This window comes from Bartonella sp. AA86SXKL (genome assembly GCF_042196885.1).
Window position 1 is genome coordinate 1 of sequence record NZ_JBHIRE010000018.1, and the last position, 21350, is coordinate 21350.

Here is a 21350-nt window from a genome sequence, read left to right on the forward strand (position 1 = left end):
TCTTCCCATGATCAACGTGACCAATCGTACCAATATTAACATGCGGTTTTGTTCGTTCAAACTTGCTCTTCGCCATTTGAGCTCTCCATTTTCCGTCCAAGCCAAGGACTAAGTTAAAAATTAATTACCAACCTGAAATTACGCGTATTTCTTTTGAATCTCCAAAGCAACAGCTGAAGGCACAGGCTCGTAATGATCAAACTGCATTGTATACTGCGCACGCCCCTGACTCATAGAGCGAAGAGTATTCACATAACCAAACATATTTGCCAAAGGAACCATTGCATTCACAACCGTTGCAATGCCGCGCGCTTCAGTTCCTGAAATCTGTCCCCGACGAGAATTGAGATCACCAATAACATCACCAACATAATCATCTGGTGTAACAACTTCCACCTTCATGATCGGTTCAAGAAGCTGTGCACCAGCCTTCTTTGCCCCATCACGAAAAGCCGCACGAGCAGCAATCTCAAAAGCCAAAACCGAAGAATCAACATCGTGATAGCCACCATCAATGAGAGTCGCTTTTACACCAAGCATAGGAAAGCCCGCAAGAGGACCTGACCCCATAACACTCTCAATCCCTTTTTGGACACCGGGAATATATTCTTTAGGAACAGCACCACCAACAATCTTTGACTCAAAAATAAAGTCATCACCATCATGAGGCTCAAAAACAATTTTCACACGAGCAAATTGACCTGCACCACCCGATTGTTTCTTATGCGTATAATCAATTTCCGCCATTTTAGTAATTGACTCACGATAAGCAACTTGAGGCTGCCCAACATTTGCTTCAACCTTAAACTCACGCCGCATACGATCAACAATAATATCAAGATGAAGCTCACCCATTCCAGCTATAATAGTCTGACCAGATTCCTCATCCGATTTAACACGAAATGAAGGATCTTCGGCTGCTAGACGGTTAAGAGCAATACCCATTTTTTCTTGATCTGCTTTTGTCTTCGGTTCAATTGCAATCTCAATAACAGGCTCTGGAAATTCCATCCTCTCCAAAATAACAGGCTTCAAAGGATCACAAAGAGTATCCCCTGTTGTCGTCTCCTTAAGTCCTGCAAGAGCAACAATATCACCAGCAAATGCTTCTTCAATATCCTCACGAGAATTTGAATGCATTTGAAGCATACGCCCCAAACGCTCTTTTTTCTTTTTCACAGTATTCTCAAGAGAAATACCTTTCTGAACTTTACCTGAGTAAATACGACAGAACGTCAATGAACCAACAAAAGGATCATTCATAATTTTAAAAGCAAGCATAGATAACGGAGCATCATCAGAAGATTCGCGTGTCGTCTCAGCCTCATTCTTTACATCAACACCCTTAATCGCCGGAATATCAATTGGAGAAGGAAGATAGGAAACAACAGCATCCAAAAGTGGCTGCACCCCCTTGTTTTTAAAAGCCGTACCACAAAGAACCGGATGAAACTGAACTTCTACTGTCCCCCTACGAATGAGAGAAACAAGCTGCTCGTTGGTTGGCATAACACCTTCCAAATAAGCCTCTGTCGCAGCTTCATCAACCTCCACAGCCATCTCAATCAATTTCTCGCGATATTCTTCAGCTTTCTCCTTTAACTCAGAGGGAATTTCACTTATCACTGCCGAGGCACCAATAGAACCATCCCACTTTAAAGCCTTCATTTCTACAAGATCAACAACTCCTTCAAAGTCATTTTCAGCACCAATCGGCAACTGCAAAACAAGCGCTTTAGCACCTAACCGAGAACCAACCATCTCCACACTACGATAGAAGTCAGCTCCTATTTTGTCCATTTTATTAACAAAAACCATACGAGGCACGCGATACTTCTCAGCTTGCCGCCAAACAGTTTCCGTTTGAGGCTCCACACCAGCATTTGCATCCAACAAGGCTATTGCACCATCAAGAACACGCAAAGAGCGCTCAACTTCAATCGTAAAATCAACGTGCCCTGGCGTATCAATAATATTAAAGCGACGCTTCCGACCGTCTTGCCCTTCCCAAAATGTCGTTGTTGCAGCAGACGTAATCGTAATACCACGCTCCTGCTCCTGCTCCATCCAATCCATTGTAGAAGCCCCATCATGGGTCTCGCCAATTTTATGATTCTTACCGGTATAGAACAGAATACGTTCAGTCATCGTAGTTTTACCAGCATCAATATGCGCCATAATACCAAAATTACGATAATCTTCAATTTTATATTCGCGAGCCATTATATTTGCCTTAGTTTAAAACTTCTACCAGCGATAGTGAGAAAAAGCACGATTAGCTTCAGCCATACGATGAACATCTTCACGCTTCTTCACGGCAGAACCACGATTATTAGCCGCATCCATCAATTCACCAGATAAACGCTCAACCATCGTCGTTTCATTTCGACCACGTGCCGCCGCAATCAACCAACGAATAGCAAGAGCCTGACGACGATCAGGACGAACATCAATCGGAACTTGATAAGTAGCGCCACCAACACGGCGTGAACGAACCTCAATATGAGGAGCAATATTCTCTAAAGCTCGATGAAATAGAGCCACAGGATCTGTTTTTACTCTTTTTTCCACAGAATCGAGCGCACCATAAACAATACGCTCTGCAACTGATTTTTTACCATCAAACATAATGGCATTCATAAATTTCATAATAACCAAATCACCAAATTTTGGATCTGGATTAATCTCACGCTTTTCTGCTCTATGACGACGGGACATTAGCTTTGTCTCTCAATATTATTTTGGACGCTTTGCGCCATACTTTGAACGACGCTGTTTACGATTCTTGACACCCTGCGTATCAAGTAAACCACGAATAATGTGATAACGAACTCCTGGCAAATCTTTCACACGACCACCACGAATCATTACAACAGAGTGCTCTTGAAGATTATGTCCCTCTCCAGGAATATAACCAATTACCTCAAATCCATTCGTCAAGCGAATTTTAGCAACTTTACGAAGAGCAGAATTAGGTTTCTTCGGTGTTGTTGTATAAACACGCGTACAGACACCACGCTTCTGCGGATTCGACTGCAGAGCAGGAACCTTATTACGTTTAACTGGCGCCACACGCGGCTTGCGAATCAACTGGTTTACGGTAGGCATGCAACCTTCCTCTTTTCGATCTACATTCGTCTCACCCAATCGGGCTTTTCTATTTTTATTTCTATCCACCCCAACAGAATCGGAACAGATATCTAAGTCTATACACAAAATCGGGCACACCTGCAAAAAACAGTTTACCCGACCATAAGCAGAGAAGGCAATAGCCTTTTGCACTAGCATTTGCTTTTAATCTTCTTAACACCTGTGAATGATCCGGTTCATATCCAAAACACCTGATTACATTCACATCGGTTATATCCATCTCTAATAGCGAGAACACGTACATTCGTCAAGAACTAAACAGCAGAAAGTTTTTAAAAATGAAAATAAATTAAATTTTAAAACTTTAAATTTGCTTTTACCGCTACTCTTGATAAATCAATTTACCATAGTAATATCCCCTATAAACAAAAAAACAGCGATGTGACTGTAGTAAACATAAATGCAATAAATTGAATTGCATATTGGATATCTAATGATGAGCGCCATGAAAATAGCAACGTGGAATATTGCCGGGATAAAAGCACGACATGAAACATTATGTCAATGGCTGCAGCAAAGCCAGCCGGACATAGTCTGTTTACAGGAAATTAAAAGTATCGATGAAAATTTTCCACGCGATGCAATTGAAAGTTTAGGTTACCATATAGAAACACACGGACAAAAAAGTTTTAATGGCGTTGCGATTCTCTCTAAAAAAACACCAGATGAAGTGATCCGTCGATTACCAGGCAATGATAATGATAAACAAACACGTTACATTGAAGCTGTTTATTCAACAAACAAAGGTGTTGTTCGTGTTGCATCTCTCTATTTGCCAAATGGGAATCCTATTGAGAGTGAAAAATATTCCTATAAGATAGAATGGATGGAAAGATTATATACACATGCAAAATCATTGCTTGCGTATGAAGAACCTCTTATTCTAGCAGGTGATTATAATGTCATCCCCACTCCATTAGATGCAAAAAAACCTCAAGAATGGTATCAAGATGCCTTATTTCTTCAAGAAACAAGAAAAGCATTCCAACGTATTCTCCATTTAGGTTTTTATGATGCTATCCGGAATGTCACCGATACTCCCTCCTTCAGTTTTTGGGATTTTCAGGCAGGTGCTTGGCCTAAGAATAATGGGATTCGCATTGATCATTTATTATTATCACCAGAAGCTGTTGATCAATTAATTTGCGCTCATAGCCAAACAGAAGTAAGGGGATATCAAAAACCATCCGACCACGTTCCTGTTTGGATTAACCTTAATATCAATTAAGAAAGTAAAATCCTCATTTCATGAGACAACAAAAAAAATTCCACTCAAAAATAATAACTATGCTACAGCATATAAACAGTATATCTTAAGCAAATAAAATAAAAATAAATGAATGGAGGACATAAATGAAGAAATCATTATTAATGCTTATTGCAGCAACGTCCATTGGATTCTCAAGTTTCGCGCATGCTGAACATGATACTCTTGAAAAAATAAAACGAACAGGTGAAATTACTTTAGGTGTCCGTGAATCATCTGGTTTAGCCTACGCCCTTGGTAATAATAAATATGTAGGCTTTCATACAGAAATGGCAGAACGGATCATTGATGATATCTCAAAAAAAATTGGTAAACCAATTAAAATTCATTATCTTCCCATCACTTCTCAAAATAGAATTCCTCTCTTAAAAAATAAAACCTATGATTTTGAGTGCGGCTCAACAACACATGATATTGCCCGCAGTAAAGAAGCAGCATTTGCTTATACGACATACATTGAAGAGGTTCGGATTGCTGTAAAGAAAAACTCTAACATTAAATCTCTTGAGGATTTAAATGGAAAAACAGTTGCAACGACCACCGGTACAACATCTGTTCAACTTATTCGTAAAAATAAACGTGCAAAAAACATTCAGTTTAAAGTTTTAAAGGGAAAAGATCACGGAGATAGTTTTTTATTATTAGAATCTGGTAAGGCAGATGCTTTTGTCATGGACGCTTCAATTCTTGCTGGACATATTGCTAAATCAAAGAATCCATCTGATTATGTCATTCTTGATACTGTACTTTCAGTCGAACCTATTGCCTGTATGCTCAGATTAAATGACAAAAAATTTGAACAAACAATCAACGATAGTATCGTACGTCAGATTAAAGATGAATCACTGGAAAAGCTTTATAATAAGTGGTTTATGAAACCGATCCCACCTGCTAACACTGTTATGAACCTTCCCTTGTCAAAACAAACAAGATATGCTTGGGATCACCCAAATAATAAGCCTCGAGAAAGCTACGCGGAAAAAGATTTATAGAATTTAATAAAGAAGAACCACACTCTTTTGAAATTGAGTGTGGTTTATATTTTAATTCACTTTTTAATAAATTTGGCCTATGTAGATGCGCTTGGTTTATTGCCCTATTTGTGAATGACTAATTTGAGGGAATATCAATTAATGGACTTTTCTTTCCTTTGTAGAGATGACCTTACTCAAACATTGGTAACAGGATGCTTGGGAACTCCCGGTGTGAGCCATACCTATTTAGATACACTTCTCGATGGCTTTAAAAATACGGTTATATTGTCTATCACTTCACTTATATTAGCTGTATTGTGTGGTGTTATTATAGGAACAATGCGCACTTTACCCAAAACATCCATAATCAATTATATATTTCGCACTATCGGTACTATTTGGGTAGAGATTATGCGTAATATTCCCCTCCTTGTACAAGTGTTTTTGTGGTATTTTGTTGTTCCGAAGATTTATCCACCAGCGATGAAATTTTCCCCCATTCTCTTAATAACATGCGCATTGGGATTCTTTACATCTGCACGCATTGCTGAACAGGTTCGTTCAGGCATTGAAGCGATTCCTTCTGGACAACGCTATGCTGCTATGGCAATGGGGTTTACAACTTATCAAAGTTATCGCTATATTATACTACCACGTGCTATACGTGCAATTATGCCACCTCTTACTTCAGAAGCAATGGGGATTGTGAAAAATTCGTCTATAGCATTCGCCGTTTCAATAAATGAGCTCATGCAATTTCAATACCAAGCAATTGAAGAGGTAAGCCATGTTTACGAAAATTATTTACTTGTTACGATCCTTTATATTCTAATAGCCTTATTCGTATTCATTGTGATGACAGTCATTGAACAAATACTCAAAATTCCTAATTTTCAAACAAAGGGAAATTGAATATGATGAATTTCATAAGCTCTCAGTTTGGACTTTATTTTCCTTTCAATTTTTCCGACTTTGATTTTTCCTTTTTTACCTTTGATGTATTTCGTTCTTACATTTTATCAGGTTTACTCTTTAGCGTTTTTCTAACTCTTTTTGCAACGGTATTGGGGTTTGTTTTCGGCACACTTTTAGCAATGATGCGCCTTTCTTCCATAAAACTTCTTTCTTGGTTTGCAATCAGTTACATAACAGCTATGCGTTCAATACCACTTGTGATGGTTATCTTATGGTTTTTCGTGCTTCTGCCTTTTTTAACTGGTATATCCATTGGTGCAAATAAATCAGCACTCATTACCTTTACCGCATTTGAAACGGCTTATTTTGCTGAGATTATGCGTGCTGGAATCAATTCAGTTCCGCAAGGACAAAAATATGCAGGACAAGCTCTTGGAATGACATATTGGCAAAGTATGTACATTGTCATTCTTCCTCAAGCCTTTAGAGATATGCTTCCAGTCTTTTTAACACAAGTTATTATCCTTTTTCAGGATACAACCCTTGTTTATGCCATCAGTGGTCATAGCCTTTTGAATGGTTTTGATATTGCTGCTAATAATTTTGGTGTAAAGCAAGAAGCTTATATCTTAGCAGCTATTTTCTATTTTGTTATCTGTTTTACACTGTCACAAATAGTTTTGTATTTACAAAAAAAAGTATCCATTATTCGCTAACAGGAAAAAAAATGTCTACTCATATGATCGAAATAAAAAATGTTTCTAATTGGTATGGCGAAATTAAAGTCCTTAAAAACTGTACAACCAATATTAATAAAGGAGAAGTCGTTGTCGTTTGTGGTCCATCAGGCTCAGGAAAGTCAACACTCATTAAAACTATTAACGCTCTCGTCCCTTTTCAAAAAGGTGAAATTTGGATTAATGGAATACCTGTTCATTCAAAAAAAACGAATCTGCCTAAATTGCGAAGTCAGGTAGGAATGGTGTTTCAACACTTCGAGCTTTTCCCCCATTTATCTGTCACAGAAAATTTGACAATTGCACAAATCAAAGTCCTAAAACGAAGCAAAAAAGAAGCACTTGAACGTGGATTGTTATATCTTGAGCGCGTTGGCCTCATTGAACACAAAGATAAATATCCTGGTCAACTTTCTGGAGGGCAACAACAACGTGTTGCTATTGCACGTGCCTTAACTATGGATCCACTTGTCATGCTTTTTGATGAACCAACATCTGCTCTAGATCCTGAAATGGTAGGTGAAGTACTCGATGTCATGATTAGCTTAGCAGAAGAAGGTATGACGATGATTTGTGTAACCCATGAAATGGGATTTGCGCAAAAAGTCTCTGAGCGTGTTATTTTCATAGATCAAGGAACAATTCTTGAAGACTGTTCATCTAAAGAGTTTTTTTCTGATCCGCAAGCAAGAAAACCGAGAACGCAAGAATTTTTGTCTAAAATCTTAAGTCATTAGCCATTAGATTATCAAAAAAAAAGCTATCTTTACTATGAACTTGTATACAAGAAAACAGAGTTTAATATAAGATGAGAGAATGTAAAAATATTACAATCAGATGTTTAAAAACTGTTATTCTTTAAAATCTCAGCAACCAGTGAAATTGCTGTACGTCTCTCAGATTCATTACAAAGAGCAAAAGCCTGTTCTTGCAAAGGATGAATCCAATTTTTGTCTTTTACGTTAGCTTTTTCATAGGCAGCAGTTAACATTGCTGCCCCACGGACAATTTTTCCTTCTTGAAGCAGTATATTTCCAAGCATTGCTTGGGCAGAAGGATTTCCTTTTTTTGCTGAAAGTTGAAACCATCGTGCTGCTTGTATAAGATTCTTCTCCCTTCCCTCTCCCTTTAAAAATATTTTTCCTAAATGATACTGAGCTTTAGGATTTCCATAGTTTACCGCAGCCTGCATATAAAGATGAGCAGCATAAGAAGGATCAGGTTTCACAGGTGATTGAGGAATACCTTTTTTTATATATCTCGCAAGTTTAACCAATGCATCAGAAACATAACTTTCATCCTCTGAACCAAGATCAGCACCTTTTTCAACAATATATGCAAAAAAATTATATGCCTTATAATCATTTTTAGGAACACCATCACCGTTGGCATAGATAGAGCCAAGTTTCCAATTCGCACCAATATGGCCTCTCTTAGCTGCACAACGTAATGCTGCAATAGCCTGATTTATATGCCCATTTTTATAAGCAGACATGCCACGTTTAAAAAAATAAAACGAACCATCATTCGCTTCTTGCAAGCTATTGACATCTATTACATAAACAGTCGAAAAAAATCCCCCTAAAATCACAACAATCGTGACTTTTTTCCATATCTGAAACCTATTAACCATTTCCCCCCCTATCTCAATTTTAATGATTATATCTGTTACAAATTTCTTTGTAGATATTTAAACTCTTTTTCTTAGTAAGAAGCATACGCGATTTTAAAGTAAAAATTTTAAAAGAAAAGACAAATAGATAAAAATCATCCAAAATGTTCGATAAAATTAAGTATCCATTTTTATATACAACAAATTGATTTTTAAATATAAATCATCATTCTATATTTTGTAACACATCCTTTAACATTCTAAGCTTTATCGATCTTAAAATTTTATACGTATGAGTAAAAATCATTCAATAAAATAACGTACATTAAACAGCAACTTGAGAATGAAGAGAATACATGATGAATGGTAAGCGTTTAAATATAAAAAACAATACGAAAGATGGGTAAATATAATGATGATAGTTAACTTATAACTTCACGACTGCCTTACCACCTTAAAGATGAAGTTTTTTGTCTCCGTCAATCTATAAACAATACAAGCTTTTTGTTTAACGGATTGCACCTGACATCATTTCACATGGGGTTACTTCATACTTTACACACAAGTTCTAACTCAGAATACTCACCACTACATACAAAAAAATACCACATGTGTAATTTTACATGCCTTATATTGCTACTCTAAATGATGATATTTTACAGAAATAAAACAATGTTTTGATTTATAATGATAATTTACCTTTTTGCATATTGAATGAGGACCTCGAATATCGTAAGATTCTCTCATTCCAAACCTGTTCCAGGTTAAATCAATCAAAACCATCCGCTTGCACATTACAAGCAGAGAGAGCTATGTGGATAAAAACTCTGTGTAAGAAAGAACTAAAAATGCCTCTTACGAACAGTTTGAGCTAAGGGTTGTCCGGATATTGGACAGAATGGTGCCCCCCCCGGCGCTTGTTACTTCACAAGCATAAAGAAGGGAAGCTCAATGGATTTACCGTTATACCACTCATGATCTACGTCGTGGAATAGGCTTGGATGCCTTAAAAGATGTCTCTTTAATGATAAACATAAAACAATGGATTTCAGTAGAGATTTTATGATCGTTCATGAAAAACTAACAAAAGAAAAAGTTTCTTTAAAGAAGATCTATACTAGCCCTACTGGTATGCAATTATCTATCAAAAAAATAAAAAGTTGAAATCAATCTAACCGCTCTAAAGCAACAAATATTTTTTTCTGCGCTGCACGCAGTTCTACAACCCTGTTCCGCTCACGCTCAACAATTTCTGCTTTTGCATTTGCTATAAATTGGGGGTTATTTAACTTAAGCGATATTTTTTCAATATCTTGTTCAATTTTACTGACATCCTTCCTCAAACGAACACGTTCAGCCTCCAAATCAATCAACTGTCCTAATGGTAAACAAAAAACAGCCTCTCCCAAAATCATTTGTGCCGATACTTCCGGAAGTTTATCAGAGAAATCAATAACTTCAATACGCGCTAATTTTTTAAGAAGTGCATCATAACGCTTCACACGCTCTCGTGTTACTTCTCCTCCTTCGACAACAACAAGAGGTGCTTGTGTCGCCACTGGAATATTCATTTCAAAACGTACAGACCGAATCCCCGTGACGACATCAATAAGCCAATTAATATCATCAGCAGCTTCTTCATCTATCAATGTTTCCTCTGGCCATTTTGTCAATGCGAGCATATCCTCACGCTTGATGGCTTGCGTTTCTGTAAGAGACCATAACTCTTCCGTCATATAAGGCATAAAAGGATGAAGAAGTTTATAAACTTCATCTAAAACCCAAGCAGTACAAGCTTGAGCCTCATTTTTAGCATCTTCATTTTCCCCCTGAAAAATAGGTTTGAGAAGCTCCAAATACCAATCACATAATGTATTCCAAATGAAACGGTAAAGAGTGGCAGCTGAATCATTAAATTTATAGTGTTCAATACCAGTCGTAACTGCTGAAATTGTTTTAGATAACTCTGTTAAAATCCAACGATTAAGCGGCAATTTTGCTTGTTCTGGTTTAAAAGTTGGATCATGCTTCACACCATTCATCTGTGCAAATCGGGTAGCATTCCACAATTTCGTAGCAAAATTACGATAACCAGCAATACGGGAAACATCAAGTTTTACATCACGACCTTGTGCTGCCATAATAGCTAAAGTAAACCGAAGTGCATCAGCACTATATTGATCAATAAGCTCTAAGGGATCAATAATATTTCCCTTTGATTTTGACATCTTTGCACCCTTTTGATCCCGTACAAGAGCATGCACATAAACCGTTGGGAAAGGAACGTCACCCATAAAGTGAAGTCCCATCATCATCATACGAGCAACCCAGAAAAAAATAATATCAAATCCTGTCACAGATAAAGATGTTGGGTAAAAAGTAGATAATTCAGTCGTTTTATTTGGCCATCCTAATGTTGAAAAAGGCCAAAGAGCTGATGAAAACCAAGTATCTAAAACATCCGGATCACGGATTAATTCAACAACCTCACCATAATGAGCAAAAGCTGAATCTAAAGCCTCTTTTTCACTTTTTTCAACAAAAACCGTTCCATCAGGACCATACCAAGCAGGAATCTGATGTCCCCACCATAATTGGCGAGAAATGCACCAAGGTTGAATATTTTCCATCCAATTGAAGTACGTCTTTTTCCAGTTATCGGGAACGAACTGCGTTTTGCCTTGTTGAACAGCCTCTATCGCCGGCTTTGCTAATTCAGCAGCATGAACATACCATTGATCCGTCAAAAAAGGCTCAATAGGGACACCACTGCGATCTCCATGAGGAACCATATGGGTATGATCATCAACAGAAGCTAAATATCCCTGTTCTTCCATCAAAGAAACAATCTTCTGGCGAGCAACAAAACGATCAGATTTATCGAGATTTTCTACTAACATTTTTAATTCATCTGATAAAATCAAACCATCGAAAAATGCTTCATTTTCACGAAGAAAAATCTCGGCTTGCTGGGTAAAAATATTGATCAAGCGTAAATGATTACGCTGTCCTACTTCAAAGTCATTAAAGTCATGAGCTGGTGTGATTTTTACAGCACCACTTCCAGCTTCAGGATCAGCATGGCTATCACCAACAATTAATAACCTACGACCAACAAGCGGCAAAAGAGCATTTTTACCGATAAGATTTTTATAACGCTCATCTTCAGGATTAACAGCAATTCCTGTATCACCAAGCATTGTTTCTGGTCGTGTTGTCGCCACTGTTATAAAAGTTGTCGCATCATTTGGATCAAAAATTTTACCTTCAAGTGGATATCTAAAGTGCCACAAACGTCCTTGAACTTCTTTTTGCTCAACTTCAAGATCTGAAATAGCTGTCAACAATTTAGGATCCCAATTGACGAGGCGCTTATCCCTATATATCAACCCTTGCTTATAAAGCGTGACAAAGACTTCACGAACCGCCTGCGACAACCCCTCATCCATTGTAAACCGCTCACGCGACCAATCACATGAAACCCCAAGGCGACGCAACTGGTTTGCAATAACGCCTCCAGTTTCATAACGCCATTCCCAAATACGCTCAATAAACTTTTCTCTCCCCATTTCTTGACGCGTTGACTCTTGGCGTTCTGCAAGTTGACGTTCCACTACCATTTGCGTAGCAATCCCAGCATGATCCATACCAGGCTGCCACAACACATTTCTGCCACGCATCCGCTGAAATCTAACTATTATATCTTGAATTGTCGTATTGAGCGCATGCCCCATATGAAGTGAGCCCGTAACATTAGGAGGAGGAAGCATAACGCAAAAAGGTTCTGCACCGCTTTTAGAACCAGCTCCCGCTTTAAAAGCCCCACGAGTCTCCCATCTCTTTGCAACCCGTTGCTCTATAGAGGCAGCATCATAGTTTTTTTCTAACATTCTATCCATCCATAACGCCGCTGAAAAACACAATATATGATCAAAACCTGATCAGAATCTCGTGAATCTCAGCCATTCACTAGAGAGCTCGCAAAATCGCAAACAAAATTCTCATAAAATGAAAAACATAAAAATAATGTAAAAATAATTAAGACGATTTTTTAATCGCCTTCATAATCTCTTCACGCAAAATATCTTCCAGCAAAATAGGCAATTTAGACTGTAACCATTCTGCTATAGCAGGACGCAACACATCCTTTGCAATCTTTTCTGCAGAAGAAATACAATATGCAGACAATTCCACATGACCATCCCTTCCAGCGTCTGACTGTGATTTCCTTATCTCATCTTCATATTCTTTTGCTTTATAAACAGAATTCCGTTCTTCAGAAGAAAGCTTCATCTTTTGCATATCCATACCAACTGTATTATTTTCTGCCTCTATATCCTCTTTCTCTTGCGTTATCTTCCCTCCTTGATTTTCAGAAGAAAGACCAATACGATCAGCTAAAGCTTTCATAGCATCATCAACCGATAAGGTTGTATCATAAATACCCTCGGATGCCACTTCTGAAGCATTCACTGCAACATCTTCATTTAAAAAGTGATCAGATTGAACCGCATTTTCTTCGATTATTTCACGAATAGATGTTAAAATTTCATCCATACTTGGCTCACGTAACACGCTTGAACTCTGTACCATACTTTACAACCTCTCAAAGACGCAACAACAAATAGAATCATATTTTCAGTGTATGCAAAAGAATTATAAGATCAACATGCCTCCTACGATATTTTCAAATATGCTTGTCATAAAGAGGGCGCTACACACAGTTTTCTACACTTATAAAAATAATATCTCGCCGCAATATCTTTCAACATATTCAACTGTTGATTTACTAAGCTTTTAAAAACTAAAATAATTTAATAAGATTCAAAGAGATACTTTTATGTATTATCGGATATATTTAATTGTTTTTAAACCTAAATAACTTGCAGTCAATTTACCAATAGAAGATTGAACACTATAGCTCGCCACAACAGCATTACGCTCTGCCATTGCAAGCGCAATCTGAGCATTAATCAATAGAGTACGAGAATTTAAAACATCCAGCGTCGTTGCTTGCCCTACGAGATTTTCTTGAACACGACCTTTCAGAGCAATTTCAGCAGCACGAACACTTTCACGGTAAGCAACAACAGATGAGCGTGCGCCCTCCAACTGAAACCAAGCAGAAGTAAGTGCTTGTCGCGTATTACTATGCGCCAAATCGAGTTGAAGCTGCGCCTGTCCAAGCTGTTCCCTTGATTGGCGAATTTGCGCAGACGTACGCCCTCCTTCAAAGATTGGGACACTTACTGACAACACTATCGATTTAGAAATGCCATCTTCTCCAACCCCGCTGTAGATTCGATTATAAGATGCAGTTGCAGAAAAATCAACTTTAGGGAGCAATGCCCCTTCTTTCGCCTTTACATTATAAACACTCGCATCGACTAAATATTTAGCATAAAGGATTGCTGGATGCATCACAACGCTCATTTGGTAAGCCATATCAAGGTTGACGGGAAAATCTTTGGCTACAGGTGGGCGTTTTAACTTTTCAGGATCAGAACCAATAACTTGTCGATACACTGCCTCTGCTGCTTTTACATCAGCACGAGCAAGACTCAGCTCTGAAACCGCCACGGAACGTGCAGCTTGAGCTTGAGCAAGATCAACATGCCCTCCTTCACCCACATCAAATTTTGCTTTATTGGAACGAACTTGTTCCTCAAGAGCTGCCAAATTTTCTCTCCGAAGATCGGCAACACGACGTGCGTGATAGACATTAGCATAAGCGGTCACCGCCTCCAGAAACGTATTTTGTTCAACATTACGAAGATATTCACGCTGAGCCTGCAACTTAACTTGAGCTGAAGAAAAGATATTTTGCGTGATAAAACCATCAAATAATCTTTGATTTAATCTCACTCCTATAGATCCAGAAGTGACATAAGGACCTGTAAAAGACTTATTTCGCCCATAGTTCCCAACCCCCTCAACTTGTGGCAATAGCCCCGATCGCGCAATGACAACATCATCACTGGATATACGCACAGCTGCACGTTCACTATTCAACTTAGCATTATATTTATAAGCCTTAGAAAAGGCATCCATCAATGTTTCAGCACAAACAGCCTCTGATAGAAAAACACTCAACACCAGCAATAAACACGCCTGAAACTTCTTGTTTACTCTAAACATAATACACACAATAACAAACCCCAAATAAATTACAAAATTATCTTTTATTCACAAAACAAACAAGCACTAAAACACAAAACCAGGTGTTTTGAAAAAACAAGGAAGAGGCTTTACAGCGAGGTTAAAAGCACGACGAGCCGAGATGATCCCATCTTCTTTTATATAGATTTGTGCAACAGCAGCATTTCCATGCCCTTCAACCACAACAAGACGTCCACAGTCTTTCATTTGATCAAAGATACCTTGAGGAATAAAATCAACAGATCCCTCAATGAAAATCACGTCATAAGGTCCCTCAACGGCATATCCTTTCTCTAATGGACCATGAACGACAACCACATTATCACATTGATTCCGTTCTAAAGCTTCAAGAGCACGTTCAAAGAGAGATTTATCACTTTCCAGCGCAATCACAGACCCTGCAAGTTTTGCAAGCAACGCTGCACAATAACCACTATTTGCACCAATATCTAAAACAACATCTGATGATTTTACAGCGGCAAGCTGTAGTAATTTCGCTAGAGACGCAGGTTTCATCAAATAGCGTGCAGGAACCCCATCTTGCTCTGGACATAGAACAATATCAGTATCAAGATAACTTAACACTTTCATATCTTCCGATACAAAATCTTCACGAGATACCGTTAAAAAGGCTTCAAGAACTGATAAATCCGTTACATCGACTGTACGAATTTGATTGTCAACCATTTTGCGACGAAGCTCAGCAAAATCTGCAACCATAACGAATATTTTCTCCTAACCTACAAAAAACAAACAAAACAGCGACAATAAGGGATAAAGATCTCTTAAACTATGGGCGTTACAAAAAAGGATACTACAGTCAACAATTAGATTTTAACTGTATAATCTCTCATACAAAAGTGTCTTCACAAGAATAGAGGGAAATAATCTATTTTCCTATACCTCATCTCCCTTAAAAGCCGTTTCGTTTAAAATCGGCTGGAGGCCTCGCCCGGAATCGAACCGGGATACAAGGATTTGCAGTCCTCTGCGTAACCATTCCGCCACGAGGCCTCGTCAACAAACATAAAGGTTTCAATAAGGGAAGGCAACGCATCCGTCAAGGTGTAGAAATATTCTCTCGCCTTTTTTCCTCTTATTACACAATTTATCATATTTTTTTAAAAAAAGTAATTTTATCCTTTGCAAATCAGTATTGCTTTGCTATAGCCTTTTCAACGAGATGATTGGGCACCATTCCCCGGTAGCTCAGCGGTAGAGCAACCGGCTGTTAACCGGTTGGTCGCTGGTTCGAATCCGGCCCGGGGAGCCACTTTTCTTTTATTCCACGTAGTTTATTGTTTTTTCTAAAGTTTTTAGACATGAGGGATTCGTTAATAAAAGTAATGGAATAGGATTTTTGCAATAAAGTAGAAACGCAATATCCTACGGGATGTGTTTTTTGCAATGAACGCAAAAAACTATTGATTCATTTTAAAATAGCACAAATAAGATTACTTTTCTCAAACCACCGCACCTCTATAAGAGGGCACTGCAATTATTTGCACATTATAAATTATAAATTACGATTTCTTTCATCAAAGATGAATTATTAAGCTCCATCAGCAATGAAACTGTCTCATATTTTTTTTCCAAAGAAAGAATGATTTATACTCAATAAAGAAATTAAACTTAAAAACCTGCTCATGAAGCAATCATTTTGAAAAATGGAAGAAACAATAATCAAGGTCATATATTATCTCCATACACCCCACATAACCTCCTCCCCATCCTAAAAGCAAAAAACATAAAACAAGTCTGTAAACACTCCAACGTCTTATCTAATAGGTTGCCTCCTGCTAGCCACTTCAACGCTTTACAAACAACCTTGCCTTGTTCACCACACTGTCATAAAACATTTAATACATAAAATCTTATAGGCTTTATAGCCCCAAATACTTTATATCCCCCCAAATAATAGTGTTTTACAGTAAAAACCAAGATAACGAGCTAAATTGTTAAGAATCTTGAGAAAGCCTTCAGAAATCATGACATTCTCGCTATTGTATTATGCAGTCACATGCTTTTTTAAAGAGATATCTCTTAAATCCCCCAAGACTCTTTCACAATGACACCCCCGTAAATGGTATAAAATGAAATCGATTGATCAGCCCCATCTTTATTTATAATAAAAGCCATACCATCATACTATTTTCCAACTCTCAATCTCAGCAATCCCCCATTGCCTTTGAAAGAGTTTATAAAAATTATTTTATTTATTTTTCAAATGTTTATTTATATGACAACTTCACACATAACGTGCAAGCGAATACTTTTGATTGATCCGCATAAATAACTTAAAAATGAAAAAAATACGATATAGTGAATTATTAAATATATAAAACAATGAGTTATTATTAGACATCAATTTTTAAAATTAAAAGTTATCATTAAAGATAAAACACATCCTTTATAAAAATAATTTTATATAAATAAAATCTACTTTTATTCCCATTTAAAAAAATGGGAATAAAGCAAATAAATAATTGCCTCTACAATAAAGATTTTTAATAAATCCAAAAAGTTAGAAGTTTTCATTTCTAAAAAATGAAAACCTCTAAAGGATCTTCTTACTTTGACAAGAGTATTTTATAGCTCTTTTCATCAACAAAAGTAAAAAATCTCCAGTACATGATCTTTTTTCAAGACTTTATCTAAGCAGCCCTCTTAACTGATTTTCGAAAACGAAGAGGCTTTGCACGCTTTACTACTGCTTTTGCTTTTTTATGCCTCTCATTTTGAGGTGAAGAATTCTTCCGCTGCAACTGTGCGGTATCATCTTTTCGACCTAAAAACTGTTTTTGATGTTTAGATTTTTTAAAACGGCGTTCCTTATCGTTTTCTTTTTCTTTACTTTCTCGTACAATTGGCTTTTCTGGAAACGCTGCAAATTGTTCTGGAACAGCCTCAGCCACCAATTTCATACGAATCAAGCGCTCTATAGCACGCAAGCGGGACCTTTCTACCTTCTCATCAAAAAGCGTAAGTGCTACACCAGATGCGCCATTACGTCCTGTACGACCAATACGATGTACATAACTTTCAGCTTCATCTGGTAAGTCGTAATTAATAACGTGGCTTATCCCTGGTATATCAATACCGCGTGCAGCAATATCTGTTGCCACTAGAATCTGCACAGATCTTTCACGAAAAGCTTTTAAAGCAGACTGGCGAGCACCTTGTGATTTATTTCCATGAATTGTTGCGACTAAATATCCTACCTTTTCTAAACTACGTGTGACAGCATCTGCCCCATGTTTAGTTCGAGTAAAAACAATAACCGAATCAAAAGCTGGATTTGTCAAAAGTTTACTTAAAACATTCTTTTTTTCATTCGTAGGAACACAATATAATTTTTGGCAAATCTCTACAGCCGTAGTACCTTGAGGAACAACTTCAATTTTAACCGGATCATTGAGTAAACATTTTGCAAGCACAGAAATTTCCCTCGGCATTGTTGCAGAAAAGAGTGCTGTCTGACGCTCTTGATGCAAAAGCTTTGCAATTTGCTTAACATCATGAATAAACCCCATATCCAACATACGATCTGCTTCATCCAAAATCAAAAAACGAGATTGGGAAAGATCAACACACTTTTCACGAACAAGATCTCTCAAACGCCCTGGAGTCGCTATCAAAACATCCACACCTGCTTCCATACGTTTAATTTGTTTTAAACGTGATACGCCCCCAAAAATAAGACATGTTGAAAGATGTGCTCCTTTCGCCGCAGTGCGAATCGCTTCATCAATCTGAACAGCAAGTTCGCGCGTTGGAGCTAAAATCAAAGCGCGTGCAGTTTTAGGGCAGCGTTTATCACCTAAAGCCAAAATCTGACTTAAAATAGGCAAACTAAATGCCAAAGTTTTTCCAGAGCCTGTCTGAGCAACACCTAAAATATCGTGTCCTTTCAACATCACTGGAATAGCTTGTTCTTGTATAGGTTTAGGTTTACTCATCCCAGCAATGAGTAAATTTTTAATCAAAAGAGTAGGCAAACCTAACTTTGTAAAAACATTTTCTTCTTTTATAGGCAAAATAAAATCTTTCCTTAGCTGAAGAACTCAAAAGAAGTAACCATCTGAACTCTCCACTCAAGAATCCGCGCAAGAGAAATCCCTGACATTTTAAATGAAGCAACGCCTAAAAAGCGGCTTGCGCAACTCATGAACACCTTGAAATCAAGATAAAGGCGTATAAACTTCACTTTACAAAAAGCCAACAAACCAGCCTAAATGCCTTCATCTCTATTATCTTTGGATTATGATAAAAAAGCAAGAACTTTACGAAATACATTTATCATGAATAAAAACAATATTTAGATCGTTTACTTTTTGATGATTGTGTCCATCGGTAAATGTACCTTGATAAAATCAGGATAAATCTCGAGAAAAACTGGATTTTGTAAAGTTTTTTGACCGCCATAAATTAAATACCATTGGTTTTTATCAAAAATCGCCAAAGTTTTATATTGAATGATGCGATCTTTCATCTCAAGAACTGTTGGAATTAAAGCATACAAAGTACCGTTATCAGTTTGTAAATACTCTATATTTTCTTTATCTAAATAATAAGCACCAGAAGGCAACCCCTCAAATTTCTTATGCAACTGTTGAAGAAAATCACTACGTAAAGCACTCTCTGTTGTATTCAATCGATGTGCCATCTCTTTATAAAGCCGCTCAGGCATATAACGAGAAATAGGCATAAAATCCCCATTTTTTATAGCATTATTGACATCAACAACGACTCTTGAAAGTTCATCTTTTTGTACTATTGTTGGCTGAGATGCTAAACTCTGTTGATTAACAATCAAAAAGAAAAATAGACTCAGCACCGAATAAAAAATAGGTTTCATCATTATACTTCTTGTTTTAGTAAAATTTCAGTTTCTCAAATAACAAAATCAAATAACGTTTGATCATCAGTAATATCACGATAACGCCAACCTAACGCTTGAAATTTTTCCTCTAAAAGACAAAAATTACCGTATTTTTTTGTTTCAATCGCAACCAATACAGAACCAAAGTTTCTCGCTGACTTTTTAAGATATTCAAAACGTACGATATCATCATCTGGTGATAATGTGGAAAGAAAATGACGCAATGCACCAGGATGTTGCGGAAAACTAAAAATAAAATATTTTCTCAACCCTTGGAAACGTAAAGAACGCTCTTTAATTTCTGGCAAACGCTCAAAATCAAAATTACCTCCTGAAATAACGAGAAGAATTTTTTTCCCCTTTAACTCTTGAGGAGGAATACTGTTAAGCGCATCAATCGATAAAGCACCAGCCGGTTCAAGAACCACACCTTCAACATTAAGCATTTCAACCATCGTAGAACAAACGCGGTTTTCAGGAACCGTAATGACAGAATCAGGGGGAAATTGCTTTAGAATTGTATAGTTTAGAGCACCAATTTCAGCCACAGCAGCACCATCTACAAAAGTGTCAATGCTTTCAAGCTTGACGCGTTTTCCACTCTCCAAACAAGCAAGCAAACTTGCAGCTCTTTGCGGCTCAACAAAACGAAGCTTTGTTTTCCAACCATATTCATGTAAAAACTTGCTCACTCCACTTGCCAAACCACCACCCCCTACTGGCACAATCATCAAATCTGGCTCACTTTCTCCATTGAGTTTTTTCCATTGTAAAGCAGCTTCACAAAGCACTGTTGCCTGCCCTGTAATAATGCGAATATCATCGAAAGGTGGAGCCATTACACCACCGCTCTCTACGACAAAGGATTGCGCAGCTTCATAACATTGATCAAATGTTTCACCAACCAAACGAATATCAATGAATTCTTTACCAAAAATACGTGTTTTTTCAATTTTTTGTTGTGGCGTTGTCATAGGCATGAAAATCACGCCTTTACGTTTAAAATAACGACAAACAAAAGAAACCCCTTGCGCGTGATTCCCCGCTGAAGCACAAACAAATGCAGAATCTGGTGATATACAGCTAAGCATTTCTGAAACAAAATTGAAAGCACCACGAATCTTATAAGACCGCACCGGTGTTAAATCTTCACGCTTTAAATAAATTTCTGCATCATACTTTTGACTAAGAAAATCATTTCTTTGAAGTGGTGTTTCAGCAAACACGTGATGCAATCCCACCATAGCTTTTGTGACGTCTTGAATAAATTGACTCATAACACTAATCATTTCATACTTTATTTACATTATAAAAGCTTTTTCTATCGATAAAGGAAACTATTGTCAGTCAAAATTTCACTAAAAAATGAAAAATGTTTCTTTTGTCATTAATTCTTGATTCAATAAAAGATATAGCTTATGAGAGAACTCACATCGCGGACGTGATGAAAACGGTAAACATAGCAGACTTAAAATCTGCCGGTCGAAGACCTTGCGGGTTCAAGTCCCGCCGTCCGCACCAGATTATCTTAATCTCTCTTATTTTCCAATGATTTATTAAAAGTCAAAAAAAATTAAAGCACCTTCTAAACCACCTTTCGTAACTTTATTATAACGCTATAAGACGGCACCGCGGTGGTACTAAAATACGAATC

Annotated in this window: 16 protein-coding genes, 3 tRNA genes and 1 pseudogene; 7 read left to right on the forward strand and 13 right to left on the reverse strand. The window is 37.4% G+C overall.

The window, feature by feature from the left end; translation table 11 throughout:
- The 4 genes and pseudogenes from ACFIO5_RS07425 to rpsL form a co-directional block, all read right to left on the reverse strand.
- Window positions 1–76, reverse strand: a pseudogene (locus tag ACFIO5_RS07425) (GTP-binding protein); the annotation flags it as partial.
- A gap of 62 nt (window positions 77–138) precedes the next feature.
- Entirely contained in the window at window positions 139–2223 is a 2085-nt protein-coding gene (gene fusA / locus ACFIO5_RS07430; protein ID WP_375632905.1) for an elongation factor G, read from the reverse strand.
- Window positions 2224–2247: 24 nt separating this feature from the next.
- The gene (gene rpsG, locus ACFIO5_RS07435) at window positions 2248–2718 is read right to left on the reverse strand and encodes a 30S ribosomal protein S7 (protein WP_375632907.1); all 471 of its coding nucleotides are present in this window, start codon (window positions 2716–2718) and stop codon (window positions 2248–2250) included.
- A gap of 18 nt (window positions 2719–2736) precedes the next feature.
- Window positions 2737–3108, reverse strand: coding sequence for a 30S ribosomal protein S12 (rpsL, locus tag ACFIO5_RS07440; protein WP_005773262.1), 372 nt, complete (start codon window positions 3106–3108; stop codon window positions 2737–2739).
- A gap of 487 nt (window positions 3109–3595) precedes the next feature.
- Between rpsL and xth the strand changes: the two genes are divergently transcribed.
- From xth to ACFIO5_RS07465, 5 genes are all read left to right on the forward strand, one after another.
- Window positions 3596–4378, forward strand: coding sequence for an exodeoxyribonuclease III (gene xth / locus ACFIO5_RS07445; protein ID WP_375634813.1), 783 nt, complete (start codon window positions 3596–3598; stop codon window positions 4376–4378).
- A gap of 125 nt (window positions 4379–4503) precedes the next feature.
- Window positions 4504–5409 (forward strand): transporter substrate-binding domain-containing protein, encoded by a 906-nt coding sequence (locus tag ACFIO5_RS07450; RefSeq protein ID WP_375634815.1) that lies wholly within the window; start codon window positions 4504–4506, stop codon window positions 5407–5409.
- Between the two features lie 141 nt (window positions 5410–5550).
- On the forward strand, window positions 5551–6303 hold the full coding sequence (locus tag ACFIO5_RS07455) for an amino acid ABC transporter permease (RefSeq protein ID WP_375705184.1): 753 nt from the start codon (window positions 5551–5553) through the stop codon (window positions 6301–6303).
- A 2-nt stretch (window positions 6304–6305) separates the two neighbouring features.
- Window positions 6306–7022: an amino acid ABC transporter permease gene (locus ACFIO5_RS07460; protein ID WP_375621443.1), complete on the forward strand. Its 717-nt coding sequence runs from the start codon at window positions 6306–6308 to the stop codon at window positions 7020–7022.
- An 11-nt stretch (window positions 7023–7033) separates the two neighbouring features.
- Window positions 7034–7780 (forward strand): amino acid ABC transporter ATP-binding protein, encoded by a 747-nt coding sequence (locus ACFIO5_RS07465; protein WP_273791447.1) that lies wholly within the window; start codon window positions 7034–7036, stop codon window positions 7778–7780.
- A gap of 104 nt (window positions 7781–7884) precedes the next feature.
- Here the strand turns inward: ACFIO5_RS07465 and ACFIO5_RS07470 are convergent, their stop codons facing one another.
- The 6 genes from ACFIO5_RS07470 to ACFIO5_RS07495 all read right to left on the reverse strand — a co-directional run bounded on the left by ACFIO5_RS07470 (window position 7885) and on the right by ACFIO5_RS07495 (window position 15828).
- On the reverse strand, window positions 7885–8676 hold the full coding sequence (locus tag ACFIO5_RS07470) for a tetratricopeptide repeat protein (RefSeq protein ID WP_375618569.1): 792 nt from the start codon (window positions 8674–8676) through the stop codon (window positions 7885–7887).
- Window positions 8677–9821: 1145 nt separating this feature from the next.
- Window positions 9822–12545, reverse strand: a complete 2724-nt coding sequence (locus ACFIO5_RS07475; RefSeq protein ID WP_375637029.1) for a valine--tRNA ligase — start codon at window positions 12543–12545, stop codon at window positions 9822–9824.
- A 148-nt stretch (window positions 12546–12693) separates the two neighbouring features.
- A complete protein-coding gene (locus ACFIO5_RS07480; RefSeq protein ID WP_375632919.1) occupies window positions 12694–13248 on the reverse strand; it encodes a DUF2497 domain-containing protein in 555 nt (184 codons plus the stop codon).
- Window positions 13249–13500: 252 nt separating this feature from the next.
- Window positions 13501–14793, reverse strand: a complete 1293-nt coding sequence (locus ACFIO5_RS07485; RefSeq protein WP_375632921.1) for a TolC family outer membrane protein — start codon at window positions 14791–14793, stop codon at window positions 13501–13503.
- 66 nt (window positions 14794–14859) lie between these two features.
- Window positions 14860–15534: a protein-L-isoaspartate O-methyltransferase family protein gene (locus ACFIO5_RS07490; RefSeq protein ID WP_375613722.1), complete on the reverse strand. Its 675-nt coding sequence runs from the start codon at window positions 15532–15534 to the stop codon at window positions 14860–14862.
- 220 nt (window positions 15535–15754) lie between these two features.
- Window positions 15755–15828, reverse strand: a tRNA-Cys gene (locus ACFIO5_RS07495).
- Window positions 15829–16012: 184 nt separating this feature from the next.
- Between ACFIO5_RS07495 and ACFIO5_RS07500 the strand changes: the two genes are divergently transcribed.
- Window positions 16013–16087: transfer RNA gene (locus tag ACFIO5_RS07500), tRNA-Asn, on the forward strand.
- Window positions 16088–17468: 1381 nt separating this feature from the next.
- Here the strand turns inward: ACFIO5_RS07500 and ACFIO5_RS07505 are convergent.
- From ACFIO5_RS07505 to ilvA, 3 genes are all read right to left on the reverse strand, one after another.
- Window positions 17469–18851 (reverse strand): DEAD/DEAH box helicase, encoded by a 1383-nt coding sequence (locus tag ACFIO5_RS07505; RefSeq protein ID WP_375637028.1) that lies wholly within the window; start codon window positions 18849–18851, stop codon window positions 17469–17471.
- Window positions 18852–19141: 290 nt separating this feature from the next.
- Window positions 19142–19672: a hypothetical protein gene (locus ACFIO5_RS07510; RefSeq protein ID WP_375607472.1), complete on the reverse strand. Its 531-nt coding sequence runs from the start codon at window positions 19670–19672 to the stop codon at window positions 19142–19144.
- Window positions 19673–19707: 35 nt separating this feature from the next.
- Window positions 19708–20985 carry a threonine ammonia-lyase IlvA gene (ilvA, locus tag ACFIO5_RS07515; RefSeq protein WP_375612449.1) on the reverse strand — a complete coding sequence of 426 codons (1278 nt, stop codon included), beginning with the start codon at window positions 20983–20985 and terminating at the stop codon, window positions 19708–19710.
- Between the two features lie 146 nt (window positions 20986–21131).
- On the opposite strand from ilvA, the gene ACFIO5_RS07520 reads away from it, so the two are divergent.
- Window positions 21132–21217: transfer RNA gene (locus ACFIO5_RS07520), tRNA-Leu, on the forward strand.
- Window positions 21218–21350: the final 133 nt, after the last annotated feature.